Source organism: Bradyrhizobium sp. USDA 4474, assembly GCF_054057515.1.
The window spans coordinates 3,093,323-3,110,231 of sequence record NZ_JBSRZJ010000002.1 but is presented as its reverse complement, the minus strand read 5'-3'; the positions used below and the strand labels follow the sequence as shown (position 1 = coordinate 3,110,231).

Below are 16,909 nucleotides of genomic sequence, written 5' to 3'. Positions count from 1 at the left end.
AGCCCTAACGCCCGACGATGCCATCATGCCGGTGTTTTGCCCGACGCGTCAAGGAAAATTTCGAATAATCCGCAATTTCGAGAAAATCGCAGGGCCGCCCGGTGACTTGTCTACTGTGCATGGGGTTGTTTTCGATCTTTGCGTTGGTTTCTATCCCCGACGCCGCGCCGCGGAGGCATCCACGACGTTGTCGACTTCCTCGCGCCAGCGCAAGATCTCCATGGCCAGCACCGGGTGATTGAACCCCTTGAGCTGGAGATCATCGAGCGCGCGCGCTTCGACCCATGGCTCGACCATGCCGTAGACGCGGCGGCTGACCACGATCTGGTTCGCATGGGCCTCGGCGCACAGGCGGGAGGCGAGGTTAGTGACGCTGCCGATCGCGGCATATTCCAGCCGCTGCTCGAAGCCGACCTGGCCGAGCGTGGCATAGCCCAGCGCGATGCCGATGCCGAAGCCGAGGCTATGTCCGCGGTTGCGCCAGCGCTCGGTCAGGGGGCCGATGGTGTCGCGCATCTCCACCGCCATCTTCACGGCGCGCGTGGTGTGGTCCTCGAACTGGATCGGCGCGTTGAACAGGATCATCACGCCGTCGCCGGCATATTTGTCGAGCGTGCCCTCATATTTGAAGATCAGCTTGCCCAGCGCTGCGTGATATTCGCGCAGCACGTTCATCGCCTCCTCCGGCTCGGTCGCTTCCGTGAAAGCCGTAAAGCCGCGCAGGTCGCAGAACACCACGGTGACCTCGCGGCGCTGGCTGGTGAGCAGCCCCTCGGGACTGTCGGAGGAGGCGATCAGCTGCGCCACCTGCGGCGCGAGGAAGCGCTCGAGCTTGCGGATGCGCTCGATCTCGCCGAGCTGGGTCGCGACGCGCTCCTCGAGCGACTTGTTCCAGTCCTTGAGCTGCTCGGTCTGCTCGCGCAGCTTGTCGGCCTGGGCGCGGACCGTTTGGTTCGCGCTCTCCAGCGCGTGGCTCTTGTGGTCGACTTCGCTGAACAGCCGCGCATTGCGCATCGCCAGCACCGCCTGGTTGGCGAAGGTGCGCATCAGGCCGGTGAGGCTGCCCTCGAACGCGCCGCTGGCGCGGCGCAGCACCACCAGCGCGCCGAGCGTGCCCTGCTGGTCGACCAGCGGCACCACCAGCACCGCATGGAAGCCGGCGGCGAGCGCGACGTCGCGCAGCGGCTGCCCGGCGGCGTGGTCGAGGTCCGCGATTGCGATCGGCTCACCGCTCTCGGCGGCATCGCTCAGGATGTTGTCGCCTTCGTCGATCGTGACGTGGGCGCCTTCGGCCGATTTGTCGATGCCGTCGGCCTCGACCAGGTTGAAGCGATGGCGTTCGGCATCATGGCCGTAGATCAGCACCGCATCGGCGTGGCTGATCTCCAGCGCGCGGGCGGCGATCGTCGGCAGCACGGCATTGAGGTCGAGCGAGGACGCCACCGCACGGCCGACCTCTTCCAGCACCTTCAGCTCGTTGATCGACTGGGCGAGATCGCGGGTGCGCGCCTCGACTTTCGCTTCGAGGTCCGTATAGGTCTCCTGGAGCTGCCCGGCCATGCGGTTGAACTGGCCGGCGAGCTCCTCCAGCTCGTCGGAGGTGTGCACGTCGATGCGATGGCTGAACTCGCCCTCGCCGAGCCTGTGCGCGCCGTCGCGCAGCGCCGTGATCGGGATGATCATGCGCCGCGCGAGCAGCGTGCCGGCGAGGATCGCGACCAGCAGGCCCATGCCGATCAAAAGCGCGATGCGCACGAGCTGGTCACGGATCGGCATCAGCGCCTGTGAGGCCGGCTGCTCGAACAGCACGCTCCAGCCGAGCTTCGGCACGGTGCTCTCGGCTGACAGCACCGCGTGGCCGTTGAAGTCGGTGCCTGACGTCGCGGGCTCGCGGCCGGGCGCGATCGCAGCCGCGACCTGCGGCAGTTTCGACAAATCGCTGCCGAGATCGGGTCCGTTGGACGAGGTCGCGAGCACGCGGCCATGTGCATCGACCACATAGGCGAAGGCGGCCTTGCCGACCTGTGCGTCCGACAGAAAGCGGGAGAGGAAGCTGAGATCGACCTCGGCTACGGTGACGCCGGCATTGAAGCCGGAATGTGCCACCGAGATCGACATGTAGGGAGTGCCGTCCGAGAAGTAGGCTGGCGAGTAGCTGACTCCGCGCGCGACCGTATCAAGGAAGCGCAGGTCGCGGGAGAGGTCCGCATTGCTGCCGGTCGTGGTCGACTGGCGCGAAACGCGCAGCACCTCGCGGCCGTCGCCGTTCAGCTGGAACAGCTGGGAGACGACGGAGACCTGCTGCAGCAGCTGGGCATAATCGGCGCGGCGCTTCTCGATCGTGTCCCGGCTGGCCGTCGTCACCCAGCTGATCTGGCGCTCGATCTCGGAGACGGATTGCTCCAGGCGCCGCGCGGTGGCTTGCGCCTTGTCCTCGAGCCCGCCGGTCAGCTGTGTCCTCGTGGCGCGATAGGAGATCCACGTCTCCATCGCGCCGTTGACGGCGAGCACGAACACGACGAGGCCGACGAGGGAGACGACATATTTGGCGAACAGGCCCCCGCGCAGAAACCAGGTCTTGTCTTTCGCTCCCGCCATCCGGATCCTCTCGCGCCACGACGGACGCCGGCGCCATGGGCCGCACAGGCCGAACGGCCCTTTTATCACAATTTGGGCCGGTGAACCGGCGAGGGGCTCGTGTGGCTTACCCGCGGGAAACGCCGTCCGCCAATCACCTGTTAAACAGCTGCCGCATCAGGTCGTTCATCGGCTGGCTGTCCTGCTGCGCCGCAGGCGGGTCCTGGGTCGGCGGGGCCGGCGAGGCCTGCGGCGCCGGTGCGCCGGGCAGGCTGAGGTTTCGGCTGGCGCCGTTTCCGTTGCCGCTCGACAGCCCCTGCTGGATCAGATTGCCGATCGCTTCGCCCAACTGGCCCCCGAGCAGATTGTTTTGCCCTTGTCCTTGGCCCGGCCGCTGCGCCTGCGGATCGGCGTTGCCGCCGAGGCCAAAACTGTTCAGGATATTGCCGAGCCCGGCGCCGTCAGGGCCGAACAGGCCCTTGCCCATCTCGCGCAGCTTCGCATAGGCGGCATCAGGATTGTCGAGCACGCCGGCCATGTCAGGATAGATCCGCGGCTGCGACCACGGGCCTGTGATCATCACGGGAATGCCGAAGCCGACCGGTTCGGACGTGCGGCCCTGGCCTTCGGTCGTCATCACCAGTTTCGGCTCGACGCGAAAGCCCATCATCTTGGTGTCGAGCGCAATGGTGCCGGCGCCGGTGACACGCACCAGCGGCCCGACCAGATTGAGATCGGTCGTCACCGCCTGTCCCTTGTCGATGCGGAAAGAGGCGGAGAGCTGTGACAGGTCCGTGCTCTGCTCCTGGCTGGCGTTCTGGTTGTCCTGCCAGCCCGACAGCGTGCCGGAGGTCAGGGAACGGATCATCTGCGCGACATTGATGCCGCGGATGCTGCCGTCCTGGAAATTGACGAAGGCCGTGCCCTGCATGTTCGCCATCAGCGCGCGCTGGCTGGCGCCGGCGCTGCGCAGGGCGAGCTTGGCCTGCAGCTTGCCGTCGATGCGGTCGAATTCGGCAAGGCCCTGCAGCAGCGGCAGCGCACGCACGCCGACGAGGTCGGCATGCATCGCAAAGCTCGGCGCGCCGCCGGTCGCATCCAAAATCGCTTCGCCCGAGACCTGGCCGCCGTAAGTGCCAAGATTGGCCGTGCCCGCCTTCAAGATGCCGCCTGCGAGCTTTGCATCAACCGCCAGCGGCGCTAGACGGGCATCGCCAATGACGGCTTCGTTGGCCGAGACTCTGATCTGGGCGTCGACATAATTGAGTCCGGACACGTCGATCGGCGCATCGCTCCAGGGCTCCCCAGCCGCACCGCCAGGCGATTTCACCAGCGGGATTGCGAGCCGCTGGAAATCGAGATCGAGCTTCACCAGCGGCTTGCTCGCGATGTCGACCGAGGCCCAGCCATTGAAGCCGCCATCTCCGAGCGTGCCGCTGACTCCGTTGATCATCACGACCGCGCCGTTCAGCCGCATGTCGGCATGGCCGGCGAGTTGAGCCTTCAGCACGTCGGGCATGTCGATGGCGAAATCCACCGGGATGGTCTGCCGCTCGTTCGGTGGCGCCGGCGTCGTCGCCTTGATGTCGAACCTGGTCGGGTGCTCGCCGACGCGCGCAGTGCCGGCGATATTGACCTTGCGGTCGCGGCTCGTGACGGCGTCGGCGTTGATGGCGCTGATGCGGCCTTCGACGCGATCGCGCGCGCGAGAGAATGCGACCTCGCCGTTGCTGATCTTGATGCGCTCGATCGTCGCGCCGCTCATGTCGAGCGCGAACGCCTGCGGCGACGCACCGCTGTCGGGCAGGCGCTCGCGCAGCAGCGGCTGGTGCAGCACGGGGTGGCTGACGACAATTTCGCTGATCTCGGGATGGCCCGACCATGCGCTCGCAAGCGACATGTCGGCCTGCACGCTGTCGATCGTCAGGCGCGTGATGCCGCTGCGGTCCTTGGGATCCTGCAGCGTCAGATCGTTCAGCGTGATGTTCAGCGTCGGCCAAAAGCTGATCTTGGCGGAGCCGTCGATCGAGAGGCGATAGCCGCTCGCCTGCTCGACGCGCGAGGCAATCGTCGCGGTCAGGAAGCCCGAGGGAATCCCGATCACCAGCAGCAGACCGACCACGATGATGATTGCGGCCACCGCAGCGCCGGCGAATTTCATTGCTCTCATGTCGCATTTCCAAGAACTGCGGCGTCGAAACCGGCCGGTTGCCGCCCATTCGCCTGAGTTTATCCCGGGACGGGAGACCGCTCCAAGCGCCTAAAAATAATCAGGAGGTGCTGCAAAGTTATGTGACTTATGACACACTTCCCCGGTGCGGTTTTACGCGATCCTGACGTCGATGCCTCCAAGCGATTTGCCGAAGAGATTCACAAGGACGTTGAAATGAGCAAGCAGGCGGAATTTGCGGTCATTCTGAAAATGAATGCCATGTTCGCCGACCTCGGTCCCGACGAGCTCCAGCGGCTGTCCAATCTTTGCCACACCCAGCATCTGGCAAATGGCGAGGTGTTGTTCCAGAAGGGCGATGCGGGAGACGCGCTGTTCGGCGTGCGCCGTGGTCAGGTCCGCATCGAGACTGGGGCGTCCGATGGCAGCCGGCTGACGCTGAACTTCATGGGTCCGGGCGATCTGTTCGGAGAGGTCGCGGTGCTCGACGGCCAGAGCCGCACTGCGGATGCGACCGCCGGTGAAGCCAGCGAATTGTTCGTGTTGCGGCGCGAAGACTTTCTTGCTTTTCTGGAACGGGAGCCAAAGGTCGCGATCAAGATCATCGCGCTCTTGTGCCAGCGCATTCGCTGGCAGAGCGAACGCATGGAAGAGTCGATGTTGCAGCCTTTGCCGGTGCGGCTGGCGCGCCGGCTCTGCGCGCTTGCCGCCGATTTCGGTTCCGAAGTCCACATCTCGCAGGAGCAACTCGGCGTCTTCGTCGGCGCCGCTCGCGAGAGCGTCAACCGCCAGCTTCAGGCCTGGCGCAAGGAAGCAATCCTGGATCTCCAGCGCGGCCGCATCCTGCTGCGGAATATGTCCAAGCTGACCGCGATCGCGCGAAACGAGTAGGACGAGGCGTCGCGGCGAAGACTTTCGTCGCTGCGACGGCTTCTGCAGAGCGCGCTTACTCCGCCGCCGGGTGCACGATGCGCTTCGGCGCATGCGCCGTATCCGCGGCTTCATGGTGGCCGCCGGTCTCGGCGTCTTCGCTGTGCACGATCAGCCGCTTGCCGAAGCGCCAGATCAGGGCGCCGAAATCGTCCATCACCATGAACATTGCGGGCACAAACACCAGCGAGAGGATGGTCGAAAAGATCAGGCCGCCGATGACCGCGAGCGCCATCGGCGAGCGGAATTCGCCGCCGGCCCCGACCGCGAGCGCGCTCGGCATCATGCCGGCGGCCATCGCGATCGTGGTCATCACGATCGGACGGGCGCGTTTCATGCCGGCGTCGATCATCGCCTCGTCGCGCGGCTTGCCGGCATTGATCGATTCGATCGCGAATTCCACCAGCATGATCGCGTTCTTGGTCACGATGCCCATCAGCATCAGGATGCCGATCCAGACCGGCGTGGTGAGCTGCTTGCCGGTGACAAGCAGGGCCGCGATCGCACCGCCGATCGAGAGCGGAAGCGAGAACAGGATGGTGATCGGCTGCAGGAAGGTGCCAAACAGCAGCACCAGCACCGCATAGACCATCATCAGGCCGGCCGTGATCGCGGTGGCGAAGCCGTCGGACAGTTCGTTGAGGCTTTCGGCGTCACCGGAGGGAGAGACCTTCACGCCCTTCGGCAGGCTCTTCATGACAGGGAGATCGTAGATCTTCTTGGTGGCGTCGCCGAGTGCCGCGGAGCCGACGAGATCGGCCGCGACCGTTGCCTGCCGCTCGCGGTCGTAGCGGTTGATGCTGGTCGGACCCTGGTCGAGCTTGACGTCGGCGATGACCGAGAGGGGTACGCCGCCCTTCTCGCCGTGCTCGCCGAGCGGAACGCGCAACTGCTCGAGCGTCTTCAGGTTGCCGCGCGCCGCGTCCTCGAGCTGCACTCGGATCGGCACAAGGCGGTCGCCGACGTCGAACTTGGCGAGCGCCGGACCGACATCGCCGATCGTCGCGACACGGATGGTCTGCGAGAGGCTTTCGGTCGAGACGCCCAGTCGCGCGGCGAGATCGGCGCGCGGCTCGATGCGCAGTTCGGGACGTTCCAGCGACGTCTCCGAGATCACGTCGGAGATGGTCGGAATTCGCTTCATCTGCGTCGCGAGTTCACTGGCGACGTTGTTGACGATGTTGGCGTCGACACCGGTCACCACCAGCGAAATCGCGCGCAATCCGTTCTCGTCCAGGAACCAGAACCGGATATCGGGAACGTTCTCCAGTTCCTGACTGATCGAGAATTCGAGCTCGCGCTGGGTAATCTTGCGGTCGTTCTTGGGCGTGTAGTTGATGATCAGCGAAGCGCGCCGGACTTCCTGGGTCCCCGGTGGAACGCGGCCGCCATCGACGAAGATGCTCTTCACCTCCGGCCGCTTGCGCAGGCGCGCGACGATGTCCTCGGTGACCTTCTCGGTGTAGGCGAGCTGCGTGCCCGGCGGCAGTTCGAGGGCCAGCAGCGAGCGGGCGCTGTCCTGCGCCGGCAGGAAGCCCTGCGGCAGCAGCGTGATGCTCCAGATTGAGGCCGCGAAGATGCCGAAGCCGATCAGCACCGTGATGAAATAATGCTTGACCGACCACGAGACGAGGCCGTGATAGGTGCGCAGGATGCGGCCGGGCGGCGGCTCTTCGTGATGGCCGTGCTTGAGGAAGTAGGCGGCCAGCATCGGCGTCACGAACCGCGCCGCAAGCAGCGAGAAGAACACCTGCACCGAGACCGTGATGCCGAACTGCTTGAAGAATTGCCCGGCGATGCCCGACATGAAGCTCGCGGGCGCGAAGATCGCGATGATGGTCAGCGAGATCGCGATCACCGCGAGACCGATTTCGTCGGCGGCTTCGAGGGCGGCACGATAGGGCGACTTGCCCATGTTCATGTGCCGCACGATGTTCTCGATCTCGACGATGGCGTCGTCGACCAGAATACCTGTCGACAGCGTGATGGCCAGGAAGCTGACGAGGTTGAGCGAGAAGCCGAGGATGTCCATCGCCCAGAACGCCGGGAAGATCGACAGCGGCAGCGAGACCGCGGCAATCATGGTGGCGCGCAAGTCGCGGAGGAACAGCAGCACGATGACGACGGCGAGAATGGCGCCCTCGAACAAGGTCGAGATCGCCGCTTCGTAATTGCCGTTGGTGTAGTCCACCGAGGTATCGATCAGCTTCAGGTCGACATCGGGATAGGCGGCCTTGAGCGCGTCGATGCGCTTCTGCACGGCTGCGGCGACCTTCACGTCGCTGGCGCCCTTGGAACGCTTGATGCCCAGCGCGACCACCGGCTCGCCGTTGAAGCGGGCGAAGGTACGGCGGTCGGCGATGGTGTCGGTCACGGTGCCGAGATCGTCGAGACGAACCTCGCCGCCGCCGAACAGCGGGACCATGGTGCCGGTGAGGTCGCTGAGAGTCTTGGCGCCGGCCAGAGTCCGGATGGCCTGGTCGTTCTTACCGATCTCGGCACGACCGCCGGCGACGTCGACATTGGTGCCGCGCAGGCTCTGGCTGACATTGACGGCAGTCAGCCCCATCGCCTGCAGGCGATCAGGATCGAGCGAAACCAGGATCTCACGCTCGACACCGCCGATGCGCTCGACCTGGGCGACGCCGCGCACGCCCTGCAGCGCGCGCTTGACCACGTCGTCGACGAAATAGGAGAGCTGCTCCGGCGTCTTGCCCGGCGAGATCGCGGCATAGGTTACAATGGGCAGGCCGATCACGTCGACGCGCTGGATCAGCGGCTCGGTGACGTTTTGCGGCAGGTTCGAGCGCACGCGGGTCACCGCGTCCTTGACGTCGTTGAGCGCGCGGTCGGTGTTGGTCTCCAGCGCGAACTGGATGGTGGTGACTGACACGCCATCGGTGATCGAGGAGGTGATGTGCCGCACGCCCTCGACGCCGGAGACGGCGTCTTCGACCGTCTTGGTGACCTGGGATTCGAGCTCTGCGGGCGCGGCGCCGAACTGCGCCACCGCCACCGAGATCACGGGAATGTCGGCCGAGGGCAGTCGTGTGATCGCGAGCCTGGTGAAGGAGGTCCAGCCGAGAATTAGGAGGATGATCGAAAAGACCACCGAGGGCAGCGGATTACGGATCGACCATGCCGAGATATTGAGAGCCATCAGCGTACCCGCGTGCGATCGAGTTCATCGGCGAACATGGTCTTGATCTGGTCGCCGTCATGGAGCGAAGAGCCGGCGTCGGCCACGACGATTTCGCCGACGTCGACCCCTTCCAGGATTTCCGTTTGGCTGTCCGATGTCAGGCCGACGCGCACCCTCCGCGTCTCGACGGTGTTGCCCTTGACCACCTGGACGGTCAGATGGTCGATCGCGGTCTTGGGGACGGCGACGCCGCAGCTTCGCTTGGCGTCGATCGAGGCGCGGGCAAACACGCCGACCTTCAACGAAGGATTGTTGGTGACGCTGATACGGACGCGGCCGAGCTGCGTGGCACGGTCGATCTCGGGCGCGACGAGCCGGACCCGGCCAATCAGATCGGCGGCATCGTCGCGGCTGATCCGCACCGTCGCTCCGGGGCTGAGCTTCGGCATGTGCACGGCCGGGACCTGCGCATCCAGCTCGATCTCGTTGTTGACGGCGATCCGGAACATCGGTCCGGCCTGCGGCGAGGCCGGCGCGCCGACGATGGTCCGCACTTCCGTGATGAGGCCCGGTGCGGGCGCCTTCAGCGAGATCGGCCCCTGGGGGACCGGCCTCTGCGGCTGACCGGGAATCTGCGGCGGCGCCGTCAGGCGCGCCAGCTCCTGGTTGTCGGTGACGACAGTACCTTCGGTGACGAAGAGGTCGGTGACCTTCGAGCCTTCCTGGTCGGCGATGACCACGGCCTCACGCCGCGGCACGAAGAAGCCTGTCACCCGCACGAGGTCGGAGAAGCAGGCATTGGTCGATTTCGACACGATGACGAGCGCCTCGCCCGGCGTCTCCTTTGCCTCGGGACGATGCCGATGCTCGAACCAGTAATAGCCGGCGCCGAGCGCAAGGATGAACGCCACGGTACCCGCAGGCTTGAGATATTCGGAGACGTTCATCGCCGGATCATCCTGGCCTGGCTCGGGGTTGTGAAGCGGGTTTCCCTGATACGAATCGGCGTCCCGCAGGACTGGGGGACGCGCGCCGGGAGCAAGACCTTACACCACATCACGACTTGTCACTGCAACGGGTTACGCCGTGGTCACTTCGATGCGGTGGTCTTGTTTTCCATATTCACGACCTGCACGCGGCGATTCACCTCCGCCATCGGCCGGTTCGGATCCTTCAGCTTTGTCTTGCCATAGCCCACGGTGACGAGGTCGGCGGCGGCGATGCTGTATTTCTCGACCAGATAGCGCTTGATCGAATCCGCGCGGCGTTCAGAGAGCTCCTGGTTATAGCTCTCGCCGCCGGCGGCGTCGGTGTGGCCGGCGACCACGAAGGTCGAGCCCTTCAGATCGGGGCTGGTCAGGGCGCGGCCCAGCGCCTGCACCGACGGGAGTGACTTGGTGCTGATATCGGCCGAGTTGTAGTCGAAGGTGATTTCGAGATCGATATTCGGCTTGTCCCTGGCCGCGGTTGCGATCTCCTCGCGCTCGGTCGAGGAAAGCGAGCGCGTGGCACGACCGCGGACGGATTGGATCAGCTTGGCTTCCGCCGGGTTCGGCGCGGGATCAGCTTGAGGGGCGATCGAGAGACCGCGGGTCAGGGGCTTTTTCTGCGGCGCCAGGGCACGGACGATCTCGTCCTCCGTGACGTTCTGGCTGTTGCCGTCATCGCCGGCGAAGGCTGGCGTCAGCGACAGCGCGGCACCGAGGGTGACGATGGACAGAATCGCGGTCAGTCCCTTTCCAGCCGATCTCATTGTCAGTCCCTCCTGCGCGAGCCCGCGCTGTTCCAAAACCTTGGCGACAGGCCCACGGCAAGGCCAGCGGCATCCGTTCGGTTAGTCTTGGCCGGATCGCCAGGGGTTCGAGCGCCGCCCGCCCCAAGTCAAAAAATATCAACGCACTCCGTAGCTTGCAAATTCCTGCACGATGTTCGGATCCATCGCCTTGGCATTGGCGATGTCAAGTGCGCCTTCCTGGGCCGAACCGTTGCGCTGCTTGGCTACGCCGCGGCCGTAGAGGGAGGAGGTCAGGCGCGGATTGATCCTCAGCGCCGCGTCGAAGTCGGCGATGGCGTTCTTTGCCGCGCCGGATTTGAGGTTCACGAGGCCCCGGCTGTCCAGCGCGTCGACGAAATTCGGCCGCAGCCGCAGCGCCTCGTTGCAATCCTTCAGGGCACCCTGGAGGTCGCCGACCACGGTGCGGGTCCAGCAGCGGTTATTCAGCGCCTCGACATCCTTTGAATTGATCCGGAGCGTGTCATCGAAATCCTTGATGGCCAGATTGTAAGCCCCTTTGCTGGCATAGACCTGGCCGCGCCGGTACAGCGCATTCACGTCGTCAGGATTGGCGGCGATCTTGGCCGTCAGGCCCTTGATCGTGGGATCTTCGGCCAGTGTGGCCGCGCTCGGCCCGCCATCGGCGTTTGGCACCGGGGCAGGCTCGGCCGGTTTGACCGGCGGGGGCGGCGGAGGCAGCGCGGCCTCGACCTGCGGTTTCGGCGTCGGGGGTGGCGACGGAGCTGCGGGCGACGCCGGCGGATTGTTCGCAGCCACCGGCGCAGGCGGTGGGGCCGGTGGATTTGGCGGAGGGTTGTTGGCGACTGCAGGAGGCGGCGGCGCAGGAGGCGCCGGCGGCGGTGTCGTTGCGGCCGGGCGCGATCCGCCGGCTCCGGGAATGAACGAGAAATCCTCCGCAAGCGAGGACGAGATCCACGGCACCTGCTCGCCGCGCGAGGCGCGGGTGACGCCCATCTTGGTGCGGTTCAGCGTTTCCTCGGCCATCAGGTCCGGGACGCGGATTTCCTTGAGCAGCTCCTGGACGAACAGGCTGTGATCGCCACCCGCGTCCGACACCACCGATGCCAGCGCTGCCGAATACATCACCAGCGTGCCGTTCGGCGCGATGACAGGAGTGAGACCGGCCGAAAAGCTGCGGAACCGGCGTTCGAACGGGTTACGCCTGGAGGCATCGATCAGCGCGATCTTGACCCCGGCGCCGCGGGTGTTGAGCTCGCCCAGGATGGCTTCGATGCTGAAACCGTCACGGCGGACGTCGGACTCGGTCCAGATCTGCGCATCGATCGGGATCATATAGCTCTGGCGCGCCGACTGGATGCCGAACCCGCTGTAGAACAACAGGGCGACCGAGCCCGGCTTGATCTTGCCATAGAGCTTGTCGAAGGCGCGGCGCATGCCGTCGCCAGTGAGGTTCTCGCCGACCTCAACCGTAAAGCCATCACGCTTGAGCTCATCGGCGACGTCGCGGGCGTCATTGATCGGCTCCTTCAGCGGACTGTCGGCATCGGGATATTTGGCATTGCCGATCACCAGTGCATAGCGGTCGCTGGCCGCAAGCGACGGAGCGGTCGGGAAAAGAGAGGCGAGCAAGGGCAGAAGAAGAAGGAAGCGGATTTTCATAATCAGCGCGGTCCAGCCAAAAAGGCGCCGTTCCCAGCTTGCGCCGCGGCGACCTTAACTTACGCAAAGTGCATTATCAAACCGGCGCGTGGGGGCGTCAACCACTTGGAGATTCGGCATTATTGCGACAATTGACCGCGACGCGCAGGTCGGTTGCGAGGGGAATGATGCGGCGGTCACGATTTTCCTCGGCGCGTTCTCGTTCGGGGTTCCGGCGGCCCACGTCAGGCCGGTCCTCGCGACGAAAGTGTGATTGGTCTCACATTGGGTCTCGCGTCCGTCACAACCTCGCACGTTTGACCTTTGCTGCGGGCGATGGCTTGGTGCGCAAGGTCCGCTCAGAAAAAAGCAAGAACCGGAATTAGAGCCCATGGGAAACGCTTACGAAATCTACGCCCTGCGCTATGCGACGATGTCGCCACGCACGCCCAGCATGAATTTTCTGGCGCCCGACCCGCATGACGGCGCGGCGCAGGATCTCGACTACTTCGTTTGGCTGATCCGCGGGCAGGGCCGCGAGATCCTGGTCGACACCGGCTTCAATGCCGAGGAGGCGACCTCGCGCGCGCGAAAACTGACGCTCAACCCGGTCGATGCGCTGGAGCGCTTTGGCATCGCGGCGTCGAGTATCCGCGACATTATCGTGACGCATCTGCATTACGACCACGCCGGCAATCTCGATCGCTTCCCCAATGCGCGCTTTCATCTCCAGGAGCGTGAGATGGCCTATGCGACGGGGCGCTGCATGTGCAACGGACTGCTGCGACATCCCTTCTCGGTCGAGCACGTCACCCAGATGGTGCGCCATGTCTATGGCGAGCGCGTCACCTTCTACTCCGGCGACGGCGAGGTCGCGCCCGGGGTGACCGTGCACCGTGTCGGCGGCCATTCCGACGGTTTGCAGGTGGTCAGGGTCGAGACGGCGCGCGGGCCGGTGGTGCTGGCGTCCGACGCTGCGCATTACTATGCCAATCTGCAACGCCGCAGCCCGTTTCCGATCGTCTACAATGTGGGTGACATGGCGGTCGGCTGGGAGACGATCGAACGCCTCGCCGGGCATGCCGATCGCTACATTCCCGGCCACGATCCCGTCGTGACCGAGATCTATCCGCGCGCCAGCGACAAGGTGGATGCCTGGGCGCTGCACCTGCCGCCGTCGCGGTCGTTTGCAAAGTGATCAATACGCCTGCTTGGCGTCGGCCTCTTCGCTGGTCTGGACCAGATCGAGGCTTCCCTCGATCTTGCCGAGCAGGGTCGAGAGCTGCTTCCGCTCCTGCGCGGTGAGGCATGCGAGGATCTCGTCTTCCCGCCGCAGCAATTGCGGGAACAGCTCCTCGTACAGTGTGCGGCCCTTCCTGGTCAGCTGCAGGCGGAATTCGCGGCGGTCGGCTTCGTTCTCGACCCGCTCGATCAGGCCGCCATGCAACAGCGTGGTCACCGCACGGCTAATGGTGGATTTGTGCGTGCGGGTGCATTGCGAGATGTACTGCGCGCTGCAGGCATCGTTGCGGAAGCCGAGCGTGGCAAGCACGCGCCAGGCTGGAATATCCAGGCCGTGACGCTCCTGATACTCGACCGCGAGCGCGGAACTGACCTCCGCTGCAAGCCGGTTGAGGCGGAACGGCACGAACTTGAACAGGTCGAGCCGCGATTTGGGCCGCGGCGAAGCCTCGTCGGATTCTCTTGTCTTCAGCGCGATGTCGCTGGATGTCCTGGCCAAGGCGAGCGCTCCGAATTCCTGTTGACGGCCGGCCGGCGCCGGTCCAAAATAGTTGCACATGAGACTATCTAGCAGGTCAGTCCGCTCCTGACCAGAGCCGAGGTTAGTATATGGCGCCGGCCAATACGCATCAGGCCAACACCTTTCAAGCGAAGACCCAGTTTGGCTATCGCCGCCACTCCGACCAGGATCGCCCGGGCCAAAGTCCGGCCGAGCACCCGGTCGTGGTCGTTGGCGCAGGCCCGGTGGGCTTGTCGCTGGCGATCGATCTCGCCCAGCGCGGCCAGCGCGTCGTCCTTCTGGATGATGCCGACCGCATCGGCGAGGGCTCGCGCGCGATCTGCTTCTCGAAACGGTCGCTGGAATATTGGGACCGGCTCGGCGTCGCCGATCGCATGGTCGACAAGGGCGTCGTGTGGAGCGTCGGCCGTATTTTCCACGGCGAGTCCCAGCTCTATCAGTTCAACCTGCTGCCGGAGGATGGCCACAAGCGGCCGGCCTTCATCAATATCCAGCAATATTATGCCGAGGCCTATCTGGTCGATCGCATCAGCGATCTGCCTGGGATCGACCTGCGCTGGCGCAACAAGGTGACCGCGCTCGAACAGCGCAACGACTCTGTCGCGCTGACGATCGAAACGCCCGAAGGCGCCTATCGCCTGCACGCGCAATATGTCGTCGCCTGCGACGGCGCGCGTTCTTCGCTGCGGCAGATGGTCGGCGCCGAGTTTGCCGGACAGGTGTTCGAGGATCAATTCCTGATCGCCGACGTCAAGATGACGGCGGAATTCCCGACCGAACGCTGGTTCTGGTTTGATCCGCCGTTTCATGCAGGGCGTTCCGCGCTGCTGCATCGGCAGCCCGACGATGTCTGGCGCATCGATCTCCAGCTCAATCGCTATGCCGATCCTGTCGTCGAGAAGAAACCGGAAAACGTGCGGCCGCGGATCGCGCGCATGCTCGGCCACGACGAATTCGAGTTCGAGTGGATCTCGCTCTACAAATTCCAGTGCCGACGGATGGACCGCTTCATCCATGGCCGCGTGATTTTTGCCGGCGATTCCGCACATCAGGTTTCACCGTTTGGCGCGCGCGGCGCCAATTCCGGGCTTGAGGACGCCGAGAATCTGTCCTGGAAGCTCGATCGCGTGCTGCGCGGCGCGTCGCCGGCGAGCTTGCTCGAGAGCTACCATGTCGAGCGTAGCCTGGCGGCCGATGAGAACATCCGCGAATCCACCCGTTCGACCGATTTCATGGCACCCAACTCGCATCAGGAAGCGCGGCTGCGCCAGGCGGTGCTGTCGCTCGCCAAAGAGACCGAGTTCGGCAAGCGCATGGTCAATGGCGGCCGGCTCTCGGTGCCGTGCAGCTATGACTCGCCGCTGTCATCACGTGATGCGGATGCCTGGCGCGGCGGACCGTCGCCGGGCTGCTCGATGCTTGATGCCCCCGTCGGCGAGCAGGCCTATCTGACCGATGCGTTCCGTGAGGGTGGAACGGACTTCACCCTGCTGTCGTTCAGCAATGGTGCGGGGGTCGACGTGCCCGATGACGTCAAAGACATCCGCGTCGGCGGCGAGGGCGGACTTGCCGATTCCCAAGGCCTCGTCGCCAGACGCTACGACGCCGAGCCTGGTTCTGCCTACCTACTGAGGCCCGACGGCTATGTCGCGGCGCGCTTCCGCCACCCGACGCGTGAGGCGATCGCGGCGGCGCTGTCTCGGGCTGCAGGTCTGAATTGAGGTTTATATGCCGCTCTCTACCAGCTCCAACTTTGCGCGGCCCGACGACGCTTTCCGCGCCATCGTCGAGGCGCATCGCGGCCTCAGCGACGAGCAGAGCGCCGATTTCGACGCAGCTCTGGTGCTGATCCTCGCCAACCATATCGGCGACATCGACGTGCTCAGGGAAGCGCTCGCGCTGGCGAAGCGCCGCATGGTCGACGGGCAGCAGCAACAACAGCAACAACAATAACCACGGGACTTGAGGACGAACTGATGGCGAAGAACTTCGCATCCACCGGAGATCTCTCCGAGAAGAAGATCACCTTCTCCGAGATCGGCACCGATCTCTATGCCTTCACCGCCGAGGGCGATCCGAATACCGCCATCATCGTCGGCGACGACAGCTGCCTCGTGTTTGACGCGCAGTCGACGCCGGCGATGGCCAACAAGGTGATCGAGCGCGTCAAGACGGTCACCGACAAGCCGATCAAATATGTCGTGCTGTCGCATTATCATGCGGTGCGGGTGCTGGGCGCCTCCGCCTACAAGGCGCAAGGTATCGTCGCCTCGCAGGAAACTTATCGGCTGATCGAGGAGCGCGGCCAACAGGACTGGGATTCCGAATATGGCCGCTTTCCCCGCCTGTTCCAGGATGCGCAAAGCATTCCCGGCCTGACCTGGCCGACGCTGACCTTTGAAGGCGAGATGTCGATCTATCTGGGGAAGCGCGAAGTGCGCCTGATGCAGTTGGGAGCCGGCCATACCTCCGGCGACATCGTCGCCTGGGTGCCGGACGCCGAGGTGATGTTCTCCGGCGACCTCATCGAATATCACTCGGCCTGCTATTGCGGTGACGCTCACCTGCGCGAATGGCCGCTGACGCTGAACGAGATCCGCAACTTCAATCCCAAGGCGATCGCGCCGGGCCGCGGCGATGCACTGAAAGGCATCTCCACCGTGCGCGAAGCCATCGCGATGACGCGCGACTTCGTCACCTCGCTTTACGGCGCGGCCGAAGTCTCCGTCGCCAAGGGGCGTACACTGAAGGAATCGATGGCGGCGACGCGCGAGGTGATGGATCCGAAATTCCACAGCTTCGCCATCTACGAGCACTGCCTGCCGTTCAACGTGTCGCGCGCCTATGACGAGGCGTCGGGCATCGACGATCCCGTGATCTGGACCGACAAGCGTGACCAGGAGATGTGGGCCGCCTTGCAAGGAGGAGGATAGT

General features: G+C 64.7%; 12 protein-coding genes. 5 read left to right on the top strand and 7 right to left on the bottom strand.

All coding sequences use genetic code 11. From position 1 onward, the window contains the following. Positions 1-150: 150 nt before the first annotated feature. A complete protein-coding gene (locus ACVW16_RS16560) occupies positions 151-2,598 on the bottom strand; it encodes an adenylate/guanylate cyclase domain-containing protein (protein ID WP_456736937.1) in 2,448 nt (815 codons plus the stop codon). A 133-nt stretch (positions 2,599-2,731) separates the two neighbouring features. Beyond that, complete coding sequence (locus ACVW16_RS16555) at positions 2,732-4,747, bottom strand: AsmA family protein (RefSeq protein ID WP_456736938.1); 2,016 nt, start codon at positions 4,745-4,747, stop codon at positions 2,732-2,734. Positions 4,748-4,963: 216 nt separating this feature from the next. On the opposite strand from ACVW16_RS16555, the gene ACVW16_RS16550 reads away from it, so the two are divergent. Further along, on the top strand, positions 4,964-5,638 hold the full coding sequence (locus ACVW16_RS16550) for a Crp/Fnr family transcriptional regulator (RefSeq protein ID WP_456700227.1): 675 nt from the start codon (positions 4,964-4,966) through the stop codon (positions 5,636-5,638). Positions 5,639-5,693: 55 nt separating this feature from the next. Here ACVW16_RS16550 and ACVW16_RS16545 read toward each other — a convergent pair whose 3' ends face one another. The 4 genes from ACVW16_RS16545 to ACVW16_RS16530 all read right to left on the bottom strand — a co-directional run bounded on the left by ACVW16_RS16545 (position 5,694) and on the right by ACVW16_RS16530 (position 12,234). Then, positions 5,694-8,837 (bottom strand): efflux RND transporter permease subunit, encoded by a 3,144-nt coding sequence (locus ACVW16_RS16545; RefSeq protein WP_456700226.1) that lies wholly within the window; start codon positions 8,835-8,837, stop codon positions 5,694-5,696. Beyond that, entirely contained in the window at positions 8,837-9,766 is a 930-nt protein-coding gene (locus ACVW16_RS16540; protein ID WP_456700225.1) for an efflux RND transporter periplasmic adaptor subunit, read from the bottom strand. The genes ACVW16_RS16545 and ACVW16_RS16540 overlap by 1 nt, the downstream gene beginning before the upstream one ends. Before the next feature lie 143 nt (positions 9,767-9,909). Then, on the bottom strand, positions 9,910-10,572 hold the full coding sequence (locus ACVW16_RS16535; RefSeq protein ID WP_456700224.1) for an OmpA family protein: 663 nt from the start codon (positions 10,570-10,572) through the stop codon (positions 9,910-9,912). Between the two features lie 138 nt (positions 10,573-10,710). Further along, on the bottom strand, positions 10,711-12,234 hold the full coding sequence (locus ACVW16_RS16530; protein WP_456736939.1) for a caspase family protein: 1,524 nt from the start codon (positions 12,232-12,234) through the stop codon (positions 10,711-10,713). Positions 12,235-12,604: 370 nt separating this feature from the next. On the opposite strand from ACVW16_RS16530, the gene ACVW16_RS16525 reads away from it, so the two are divergent. Further along, on the top strand, positions 12,605-13,411 hold the full coding sequence (locus tag ACVW16_RS16525; protein WP_456736940.1) for an N-acyl homoserine lactonase family protein: 807 nt from the start codon (positions 12,605-12,607) through the stop codon (positions 13,409-13,411). Here the strand turns inward: ACVW16_RS16525 and ACVW16_RS16520 are convergent, their stop codons facing one another. Beyond that, the gene (locus ACVW16_RS16520; protein WP_456736941.1) at positions 13,412-13,954 is read right to left on the bottom strand and encodes a MarR family winged helix-turn-helix transcriptional regulator; all 543 of its coding nucleotides are present in this window, start codon (positions 13,952-13,954) and stop codon (positions 13,412-13,414) included. A 110-nt stretch (positions 13,955-14,064) separates the two neighbouring features. On the opposite strand from ACVW16_RS16520, the gene ACVW16_RS16515 reads away from it, so the two are divergent. From ACVW16_RS16515 to ACVW16_RS16505, 3 genes are read left to right on the top strand one after another with little or no spacing between them, the layout of a single operon-like run. After that, entirely contained in the window at positions 14,065-15,696 is a 1,632-nt protein-coding gene (locus tag ACVW16_RS16515) for an FAD-dependent oxidoreductase (RefSeq protein WP_456736942.1), read from the top strand. A gap of 7 nt (positions 15,697-15,703) precedes the next feature. Further along, positions 15,704-15,928 (top strand): DUF2783 domain-containing protein, encoded by a 225-nt coding sequence (locus ACVW16_RS16510; protein ID WP_456700219.1) that lies wholly within the window; start codon positions 15,704-15,706, stop codon positions 15,926-15,928. 23 nt (positions 15,929-15,951) lie between these two features. Continuing rightward, positions 15,952-16,908, top strand: coding sequence for an MBL fold metallo-hydrolase (locus tag ACVW16_RS16505; protein ID WP_456700218.1), 957 nt, complete (start codon positions 15,952-15,954; stop codon positions 16,906-16,908). Position 16,909 lies beyond the last annotated feature (1 nt).